Origin of the sequence: Rhizobium sp. PDO1-076 (genome assembly GCF_000247475.1) — a bacterium.
GTDB lineage: Bacteria > Pseudomonadota > Alphaproteobacteria > Rhizobiales > Rhizobiaceae > Allorhizobium.
In genome coordinates, this window is sequence record NZ_AHZC01000051.1 from 1 (window position 1) to 10,497 (window position 10,497).

Consider the following 10,497-nt stretch of genomic DNA (forward strand, 5'->3'; position numbering starts at 1 on the left):
TCTTTTCTTCCCTGCAAAGCCTGGATCCACATCGTCCACGCTTAGGCTGTCCTGTTGCAGAAATGCATATTGACCGAGCGGATCTCAAGGGCCCAGCTGCGCTTCATCCTTATATTTGGTACGGAACAGTCACGCGACTACCCAGGAGCGCTAAGTATATGCTCGCCCTCGTCTCTGCGGGAGTGGCGGTCCCCGGCAGAATCCTCTATATTGCAAACATGAGCGACGAACAGACCATATCGAAATCCACCAAGTCGGCCGTTGAGAAGGTCCTCCGTGACCGGCTAGGCCAGGCAGGGTTTTCTGGCGCCGACATTCGGGCCGATCGAGACAGCGATGGCGATCCCATCCTACTGGTCGACGTCAAGTATGCATTTTCGGACAAGCCGATCAGTTCGAAACTCACTTATGGTCTCTCGACCGAGGTGCGAAAGGCTTTGAGCGCCCTTGGAGAGACGCGGTTTCCACATATTAGGCATCATTTTGACGAACAGCAGAAGATCGCAAGCTAAGCCGTGTCACATGATTTAATCGCCACTGCTCGGCGGCTTGCCAAGGCCAGCCCAAAGCGTCCACGCCAGTCCGACCTGAAACGCGGCGTCAGTACTGCTTACTATGCGTTGTTTCATGCGCTTGCGCGCGATTGCGCCGACCTGCTCGTCGGTACGGGCGATACACGAAGTGAACCCGCATGGGCGCAGGTCTATCGGACCCTCGAACATGGCGTTGCGAAAAACTCCTGCAAAACAGCGGCAAGCCGCGGCTTCCCGGGCAGTATCGTCTCGTTTGCCGATACATTCGTTATCCTGCAGGAAGAACGTCACCGCGCAGATTACGACCCGCTCGCGCGTTATGTCCGAGCTGAGGTCCAGGTTCTGATCGACAACTGTGAGGAGGCAATCAAGGATCTTGCATCGGCGCCGCGATCGGATCGCAAGGCGTTCGTCGTATGGGTACTTTTCCAGAAGAAAAGATAGTATCGTTTTCCCGGAAGCTGGACAGTTACGTCGGCTTCAGGCCCGTCAATCTTACAAGCTCATCGTGTTCATCGATGTGATACCGCGCGACGGCATCGTAAACTTAACGGAATGTGGATTCGATGTGTGATGAAGGTTCATGACAGACCGTGATCCACATTCCGTTAAGTTTACGATGCCGTTAACACTCCTCTCCGGCCAGACAACCGTCATGCCCAAAAGCGAATTCCAACACTCTAAATCCGTGCCATTTCGAGAAACGGGAGGATCCATTCGGATGCAACTTGCTTTGCCACCGGAGACTGGCCGGACGTCCCTTTCGAACTTGAAACGCTCCTGCCAACGCGCACGCTCATCGTTCCTTCATCGCCTCCGAGGTCACTTCACTGATCGGCGAGAACAGATATTCGAGAATGCGCCGCTGACCCGTCTTGACCTCGATCGAAACTGTCATGCCGGCAGACAATGGAACGGATGCGCCGTCTACATCGATCGTCGATACGTCTGGACGGACAGTGATTTGAAACACCAGGTTCTGGGTTCGCTGCGCATTGCCGACCGGTATGATGCTCTGAAGGTCCTTGGCGGGCTGGCCCTCCAATTGCTGGGCGTCGGGTTCTGGAATGGCGTCTGTTGCAACTGAGGTCAGGATGCCCGGAACCGTGCCATATCTGGTGAAGGGAAACGCCTCTATTTTCAGAACCGCAGACTGACCCACAGAGACAAAGCCAATGTCTCTATTGGGGAGGTAGGCTTCAACCTCAAGCGCCGCGTCCGTCGGAACCACACGCATGACTTCAGTTCCGGATGCCACGACCTGGCCCACCGTGGTGAGAGCGGAAGCCTGCACCGTTCCATCAATGGGACTCTTGATCGTCAGTGATTTGAGGCGATTTCGAGCCCTTACCTGTTGCTGCTGCAGTTCCTCAGACTGCTCCATGGCATCGACCAGTTCTCGTCGCACCTGCGCGGCAAAGCTCGCCAGCGACTTTCCGGCTTCAGCAGTAATAGTCTCAAGGGCTGCCTGTGTTTCCAGCCGTTGCCCGCGAAGTTCGACGAGCGTTGCCTCTTCCTGTTGCTTTGCCTCCACAGCGTCGAGCATGCCGACCCTTGATCCGGCCTGCACGTTTGCCAGCCCCTCCCGCATGGCAACCTTCTGCTGCAACGTCGCCACGAGTTTGGTCTGGACGTCGATCATCTCACCCAGGCGGGCAAGGGTCACCTTCTGCTGCTCTCCCTGCGCTCTCAGGCTTGCCATGATCGTGGCCTGCTCTTCCAATTGACTGACATAGAGATAGCGTTCGCGCTGGACTGTGGGTTCAGGGAGAGCGCTATCAAAGACAATGGATAGATCAATCGGCTGCTGCACATCCCGGAAAGAGGCTCGCCTCCAGCCATTGACCTTGTCCAGAATGGCCTGCCGCCGGGTGATGCCGGCCATCAGGGACGAAAGTTTCGTGTCGATCGCCTGAAGCTCAGCCCTGGCATCCGTGGCATCCAGTTCAACGAGGAGATCGCCGCGCTTGACACGCGCTCCATTGATAACCGGAATGGACGCTGTCTTACCGGCTTCGATCGACTGGATCACCTTTACTCTTCCTTGTGGCTGCAGCTTTCCTTGAGCGGTCGCAACAATGTCGAAGGTCCCGAAGTAGCTCCACACGATCGCCCCGAGCGCAAACAGGCAAATCACCCAGATAAGACCTGCGCGAATTGGCGATGCGGGTTGTTCCAGGATCTCCAGTGCAGCGGGGCGGAACTCCGTCTCCACCCGTGAGCGAGTGACAGGCTTGGCGGGTTTGCGCTTTTCGGGAACTGTCGAATTCATGCTTGCGTTAGCCCGCTCTGCAGTTTCCACAGATGAGCATAGAGACCGTCCTCCCGCTCAAGCAGAACATCATGCGTGCCTTCTTCGGCAATTCGGCCGTCCTTTATTGCGATGATCCGGTCGCAATGGCGCACGGTGGCAAGGCGATGTGCGATGATGATGACGGTACGGCCGCGAACAATCTCACGCATGTTGGCAAGGATGATCTTCTCGCTCTCGTAGTCGAGTGCGCTGGTGGCCTCGTCAAGAATGAGGATGGGTGGATTTGTCGCCAAGGCACGGGCGATCGCCAGACGCTGCCGTTGCCCGCCCGACAAGTTGGCGCCGCGCTCTTCGATATGCGTATCGTAACCTTTTGGCAGTTTGGAGATGAACTCCTCCGCGCCTGACAATCTGGCCAGTCTGATTGCGGCCTCTCGGGGCATCGCCGGGTTCACAAGGCAGATGTTATCGTGGATCGTGCGGTTGAACAGCATGTTCTCCTGCAGCACGACGCCGATATTGGATCGCAACCACGCCGGGTCAATCTGACTGATGTCGTGGCCATCAACGAGAACCTGGCCCTGGTTCGGAATGTAGAAGCGCTGTACCAGCTTGGTCAGCGTGGACTTGCCCGACCCCGATGGACCGACGATTCCGATCACCTCGCCAGGCTTGATTGCGAGATTGACGTCTTTCAGGATTTCGGGGCCATCGACCGAATACCGGAAATTGACAGACTTGAAAGTGATTGCCCCCTTGGGTGGCGGAAGCATGACGCTATTTTCCGGCCGCGGTTCCTGGGCGGCGTTCAAGATGTCGGCAAGGCGGGCAACCGAGATCTGCACTTGCTGAAAATCCTGCCAGAGCTGCGAGAGGCGCAAAATCGGCTGCGATACCTGGCCAGCGATCATGTTGAAAGCAACAAGAGAACCGACTGTCAAGTCGCCGTTGATGACGGCTTGGGCACCAAAAAGCAGAAGCGCGGCAGAGGTGACTTTGTTTATGTACTGAATAACGTTCTGCCCTTTGGCGGAAAGAACGATCGCAGCAAAAGATGAGTGTACATAAGCCGCCAAGCGTTCTTCCCATTGCGCCGCAACCATCGGTTCAACTGCTGCAGCCTTAAGGGTCTGGACGCCAAGGACTGATTCGACCAGCATCTGCTGGCTCTCTGCGCCCCGGTCGAACTTCTCGTCGATCCTTTCCTTCAGTGCCGGACGAACAAGAATTCCGACTGCCATGTAAAGCGGGATCGACGCCACCACGATCCAGGCAAGGGTTGAGGAATAGGCAAAAAGCACGGCGATGAAAATCACCGTGAAGACGAGATCAAGCCCCGAAAACAACGCCTGCCCGGTTAGAAAGCTGCGGATTGTTTCGAGCTCCCTTACCCGGGCTACCGTCTGGCCTGCCGGCCGTGTCTCGAAATATGTCAGCGGCAGGCTGAGAAGATGCCTGAACAATCGCTGACCAAGTTCGACATCGATACGATTTGCCGTATGTGCGAGCGCATAGGTTCTCAGGTACTGCAGGATGACATCAAATAACCCAACCGCAGCAAGCCCGATGACAAGCACGATCAGGGTGGAATAGCTGCGATGCGCTAGCACCTTGTCGACGGTCACCTGGAAGAACATCGGTGCGATCAGCGCGAAGATCTGCACGAACAGGGAGGCCACAAGGACATGCAGGAGCGGTGTACGATAGCGCCATATCGAGGGAATGAACCAGCTGAAGCCAAACTTTTTCGGCGCAGACCCCGCACCGCCGACCCGCCGCTGGACGAGCATAAAACGCCCATTCGTCAATTCCAGCAGTTCATCTGCCGTGATGTTGCGCGCGGCAAAGGAAACCGGATCGATCAGTCGGCATGTGCCGTCCGGGTTCATACCGCCAAGAACCGCAAATGCGCCATCCCCGACAACCGCGATGGCCGGGACAGGCAGAACGGAGATCCGCTCTGGCGACCTCACCCGATGAAGCCGCGCCTTCAGTCCTGTGGCCTTGGCTGCGCGCAGGATCTCGTCTTCGCCAGCGTGACCGGCAAGCGCGAGCTGTCGCGACAACTGTTCCGGCTTGGCCGCGATACGGTAGTATCCGGCGATTGCGCAGATCGCCGAAAGCCCTGTATCGGCTTGTAGATGTAGTCTCGGATCATGACCGGTCATTTACAATACACATGCACACAAACCCCACCCGTGTTTGAAGACACGTGGTGGGGTGGTTCTTGTTAGAGACGGTTACATGAAATCCTCAAGGGGACCCAATCGACCTGGATGGCGTAAACGCAAATGCCGCATCTGCGACGAGATGCCTCAGACCATCCATGGTCTCGTAGGTGCTGGTTCCGGTGATGGCCGATCCATCTGCAAAGGTCACCGCGCCTTCCGTGCTCGGCAACAGATTGAGAAGCTTGATGCCGCTTTCCGACATGGTCCGCAACTCGCCAGCGTCACTGACACCATTCTGGTTCAGATCCTGCCAGATACGGAACTCGCTCCAGCGGGCATCCTGGGAGTCCAGAATGTTGTCGCCGTTTGTGTCGAAGGCGATACGCAGCCCTTCCAGGTCGGAGACATGGTTTTCGTCCGCGTCTCCGGGCCACATCGAAAACGCGATCTCTTGCGCCTGATCGATGTTACCATCGGCGCCGCCGGAACCGTCGGCGGCGAGATCGATTACCAGCAGGCCGTCACCCGCGCCAACCCAGGCGGTCGTGTCGGCAGAGCCGTCACCATCCCAGTCAAAGCGGACCCCGCCCACGGATGTATTTTCCGTGATCGAAACCTGCCCGTCGCCATCCAGATCGACAACGACCGGTCGGCGGTTGGGATCCTCCGTCTTTCTTGTATATTTTCCGTCGTCGTACCAAATTTCCGTACGAACCAGGCTTAGCGCCTGATAGTACATCGTCTTCTTAACCCAGCTTTGATTGTTCAACGCATCATACCAGTGCCTGTAGTAATTTACGGGATTGTTTTCGTAGGAAACCTCCCGCGCCAACACGCCATTGTATTCGTAGAATTTAGTTCCCTTCGAGTACCCTTGAGAATTGTCCGTATCAAAGTAGCTAACGTCACGCGTGTTGTTGTCGTGAAGGATACTTTCCTCCAATAGTCGGCTGCTGGAGTCATAAGTCCGCACGACGTTCTGCCACGAAGCCGTATTGTTCACGTCAAACGTTGCTTCAACCCAACGCCCATTGTCGTAGTTCACAATCTCATAGAATGCCCTATTGGCCCCATCATAGCGTGTTACAATGCGAGACCACGTCTGCGCGTTTGCAGGGTCGAACAAATGCCGAAGCAATGTCCCATCATCGCCATACTCATAAACTCCAGTCTGACTGCCCGCTGCGTTAAAATTCTGGACATATTGGGACCAGCCATACGCGTTGGCTTGATCGTACGTGGTAATCCACCTAGTGCCGTCGTCCATGAATAGAGTCTCAGTCAGCTTCTGCCCCGAAGCATTGAAGCTCTGCTCAACTCGCGACCAAGCCTGGGCGTTTGTCGGATCATACAGATAGCTGACCGATGTACCGTTATCACGGTATTCATAAATTCCGACCTGAGCGCCACCTGCGTTAAAGTTCTGGACGTATCTCGACCAGCCATACGCGTTTGCCAGATCGTAGCTGGTGATCCACTTTGTGCCATCGTCCATAAATTGGGTTTCAGACGACTTCTGCTCAGCAGCATTGAAGCTCTGCTCGATACGCGTCCAGGCTTGCGCGGATAAAGCGTCGTGTAGCGTGGCGCTTTTCAGCTTCCCGTCCACCGAGAAGATCTCCAGCGAACTTATCAAGCCGTTAGATGCCTCAAAGCGGGTACGAGTTGCAGTCAGATCAGCCGATCTCACATAGGTTTCAATTTTTCGGTTTGAACCGTCAAATGTTTCACTGCTGAGCAGATCACCAATCGCGTCGATCCTCGACGTCCTGGTCTCTGTGACCATCCCGGCGGAAGTTTTCTTCACCGCCACCTTTTCCACCGCACCATCGACCAGGGACGTGGTGGTGATGATGGAATCGATCACACCGTCGTTCTGGGTATCTGCACTGAGGACAGTCACTCGCCCGTCAGGGCTCTGGGTGAGCGTTCCCTTCGCCTTGACGGTACCATTGGCGTTGGTCTCGGTGATCGTCGTGACGGTGCTGCCATCGATCTGTGTGACGGCTGTAGCTGTCACTTCAAATACGCCATTGCCGTCAATATCCATGCGAATGTTACGCGTCAGGCCATCCGCGGACACCGTCGTCTCGATCTTCGTCGGGATCGTGTCGCTCCAGTAGATCTCGCCGACACGAATTTCGGAAGATGCTTTTGCTGCGGCATTGTTGGTGACGGTCGTCTTGCGGATACCGGACGGCAGAAGCTCTTCACGAACCGTCTGATCGGCGGTCCCATCGCCATTCACATCGGTGCTCTCCAGCCGAAGCGTGCCATCGGCACTGACGGTTTCTTCCGTCTTGGATTTGACCGCATTGGTGGCGGCATTGACAACCGTGGTCACGACCTTTGTGCTACCATTAGCAAAGGTTTGGCGATCAATTGTTTTCTTCAGATCGATGACGCCGTCACCGTTCTTGTCGGTATCAATGACTGTCCGCTGGCCGTTGGCGCTTGTCATCGAACTGACAGAGGACACCACGTTGCCGGTCGATCCGTACCTGGTCTCAACCAGGGATACGCGACCGTCGGCGAAGCGGGTTTCCACTTCACGATGGTCAACGACACCATCGCCGTTACGATCACGCAAAATCGCCTTGGTGCGGCCATCTGCAGTCTTGTCGACGGTCTCGCTCTCGATCAGCTGACCGCTGGCGTTCTTGACCGATTTAACTGTCCTGGAACTACCGTCAGCCAAGAGAGATGTCACGATCGACGTCGTCCTAGCCGCCCAGCCAGTGACATTCGATGTCTCGGCGACTGAAGCGCTCAGGCCGTCCTTCGAGACCGTCGTCACCCGCGAAGAGATCGTCGAACCGTCCGCTTTCGTTGCAGTTTCGGATCTCGTTTTGCTGCCGTCGACATTCAGGACAGTCACATCCGTCAATGTCTGGTCGAAGGTGCCGTCGCCATTGAGGTCGGCGCGCTCCGTGATCGTCAGGCCGTCGGCGGACACTTTGTGTTCGTCGATGCGCGTGGTGACGCCATTCGTCAGCATCCGATCAGTCGTCACCCGCGAGCCATCGGCTTCAAGGACGATCTGACTTGTTCGCGACAGACCGAACGTGCCAGCACCCGTGTCGTCCCATTGCTTTGACGTGGTCAGACCATCGCCCGACGTGGTGGTGACAGTCTTGCCCTTGAGCTGCCAGGCGCCGCTGACCAAGGATTCCTGCGTCACCGTCGTGCGCGAACTGCCATCAGCCAATGGCTCGGACTTCGAGACGACGCGCGTTTCATAGGTACCGTCACCATTGCCGTCATAGAGCGTCGTAACGGTCAGCTCATCAGCACTCGTCGTCACGAGCTTCGCGGCCGATACTGTGCCATCCGCCTTCAGGTTCTGATGGAGCGTGGTCGTCGTGCCATTATCGAGGCTCGACTCGGTGATCCTGTCATCAAGCTTGCCATCGCCGTTGATGTCTCGAGTCAGGATGGTCGAGTTTCCATTGCCGGCTTGAGAAAGTGTCTGCGTGCTTTCCAGGCTGCCATCCGCCTTTCGGAAAGTCTCGGTGGTTACCTTGCTGCCGTCCTGCGCAAGCACCGTCAGCCGCTCATGCGATCGTGTCGTGGCACCAGTGGCATCACTCCAGACCGTGTTCGAACGAAGACCATTGCCGCTGGTCGTCGTAACCGACCGTTCGACGAGCGTCGATGTGCCGGAATACTCCGTCCTCGTGACCCGCTGAGAACCATCGGCGAGGATTTCCGTCCTGGCAGATTTCGTGCGATCGACCGTCCCGTCACCATTGCTGTCGATCGACAGCACTGTTTCGAGGCCATTGCGGCTGACGGTTTCTGTGGCCGTACTGGTGACCGCGCCAGCTGCATTCCGTCCCGTTGTGGTGGTACGGACAGAACCGTCTGCAAGGACCTCGCGCAAACGGGTCTCATCAACATTGCCGTCGCCGTTTCGATCGAGCGTGGTTGTGACCAACCTGCCGTTTGCGGAAGTCTCGACGATCTGCCCCGACACCAGTGTCAGATCCTGTGCACGGACCTGCTGGGTCTCGACGACCCCACCATTCCCCAAGAGCTGCTTCGTGTTTTGGACCGTCTGGTCGATGTCGCCATCCCCGTCCAGATCGCTTGCAACAAGGCTCGACAAACCATTGGCGCTCTGAGTGCTTGTCTTTACACTAGCGACGGAACTGCCGGATTTCTGCGTGACCGTGACAGTAGTCGAGCCATCGGCGTTCAGCGTGGTTTCCGAGCGGGTGCTGAGGTCGACGACGCCGTCGCCGTTCAGATCGCTGGAGGCGATGACCAACGAGCCATTGCCATTCTGGCTGGTCACATCCTCCCGTAGGAGCGTCCCGTCACCGGCCATTGTCCGTTTCGTCGTGGTCTTGCCGCCGTCCATGCCGAGAACGGTGGCTGCCGAAGCCTGGCCATCAACAATGCCATTGCCATCGACATCCTGCGTCGTCGCCTGAACCAAGCCATTGGCGCTCGTTGTCGTCTGCTTCCTTGAGATAACCTGTCCGAGATCGTTCAAGATCTCTTCGGTGGTGGTCTTGGCGCCGTCAGATGTCGTTTGACTGACCTGGCGAACATTCGCCTGTCCGTCGCCATCGACGTCCACCGTCCGTGTCACAAGCAAGCGATCATGGCTGGTCACAACCGTTTCGCCAGTCAGTAGCGAGCCATTACCGCTGCGGGTCTCGATGGTCCGGGTCTGGCTTCCGTCAGAACCAACCACCGTGCTGTCGAGAAGATCACGATCATGAAGGCCATCGCCGTCGCTGTCCGCCTGTGTTCTGGTCACCAGCCCATTGGCGCTTTCGGTGACCACCGTCCGTTGCAGCAGGCTATTGCTGCCGCTTCGCTGTTCAACTGTCTGTTGCGCGCTGCCATCGGCGTTCTTGACTGTCACCTCTGTGAGGATCTGATCGTCGGTGCCGAGACCATATCGGTCGTTTCGAACGATGGTGGAAAGACCGTCCACGCTTGTGGTCGAAACGGATTTCGAAAGAAGCGTGCCATCCGCAGAATAGCTCTGGCTCGTCTGAACCGTCTGACCATCCGCGGCCTTGGCGACGGTTGTCACCTGCTCGAACAATCCGTCGCCATCGCCATCGACGGACTTTGATCCCGTCAAGCCATCCACGGCCCGCACGGTCACGGTATTCGATAGCAATGCGCCACTCGCACTGTGCGTGGCCACCGTCTGGGTCCGCTCCTGATCCGCGGCAATCACCGTGACATCGGAGACGACGCGATCAAACACACCATTGCCGTCCGCGTCGGTGGAAACCACCTTGCTCAAACCGTTGCTCGATACTGTCGTGGAAGACATGGAGACCAGAGAGCCGTCGCGAGCCTTCGTCTGCTCCACAATCTCGGTCGCACCAGAGGTCGCATTGCGGGTCGTGACACTGGAGACGCTGCGGTCGAGCAGTCCGTCGCCATTCAGGTCGGCGGTTTCTGACCGGATAAGGCCATCCGCCGAGATGGCAACAACGGTTTCCGCAAGCAGGTCGCCGTTGCCGGCATGAATGTTGTCGCGCTTGGTGATCGATCCGTCTGCGTTTTTGGT

The 10,497-nt window shown here is 57.0% G+C and carries 5 protein-coding genes; 2 read left to right on the forward strand and 3 right to left on the reverse strand.

Translation table 11 applies throughout. The features are described 5' to 3' along the window. Nucleotides 1-512 (forward strand): hypothetical protein (locus PDO_RS04530; RefSeq protein ID WP_244426342.1); only part of this gene is annotated, 512 nt, incomplete at its 5' end. Between the two features lie 3 nt (nucleotides 513-515). Then, the gene (locus PDO_RS04535) at nucleotides 516-977 is read left to right on the forward strand and encodes a hypothetical protein (RefSeq protein ID WP_007598408.1); all 462 of its coding nucleotides are present in this window, start codon (nucleotides 516-518) and stop codon (nucleotides 975-977) included. Between the two features lie 352 nt (nucleotides 978-1,329). Here PDO_RS04535 and PDO_RS04540 read toward each other — a convergent pair whose 3' ends face one another. The 3 genes from PDO_RS04540 to PDO_RS04550 form a co-directional block, all read right to left on the reverse strand. Beyond that, complete coding sequence (locus PDO_RS04540; protein WP_007598409.1) at nucleotides 1,330-2,805, reverse strand: HlyD family type I secretion periplasmic adaptor subunit; 1,476 nt, start codon at nucleotides 2,803-2,805, stop codon at nucleotides 1,330-1,332. Further along, nucleotides 2,802-4,955 (reverse strand): type I secretion system permease/ATPase, encoded by a 2,154-nt coding sequence (locus PDO_RS04545; protein ID WP_007598411.1) that lies wholly within the window; start codon nucleotides 4,953-4,955, stop codon nucleotides 2,802-2,804. Before PDO_RS04545 ends, PDO_RS04540 begins: the two co-directional genes overlap by 4 nt. A gap of 85 nt (nucleotides 4,956-5,040) precedes the next feature. Further along, nucleotides 5,041-10,218: a beta strand repeat-containing protein gene (locus tag PDO_RS04550; protein ID WP_458574635.1), complete on the reverse strand. Its 5,178-nt coding sequence runs from the start codon at nucleotides 10,216-10,218 to the stop codon at nucleotides 5,041-5,043. Nucleotides 10,219-10,497: the final 279 nt, after the last annotated feature.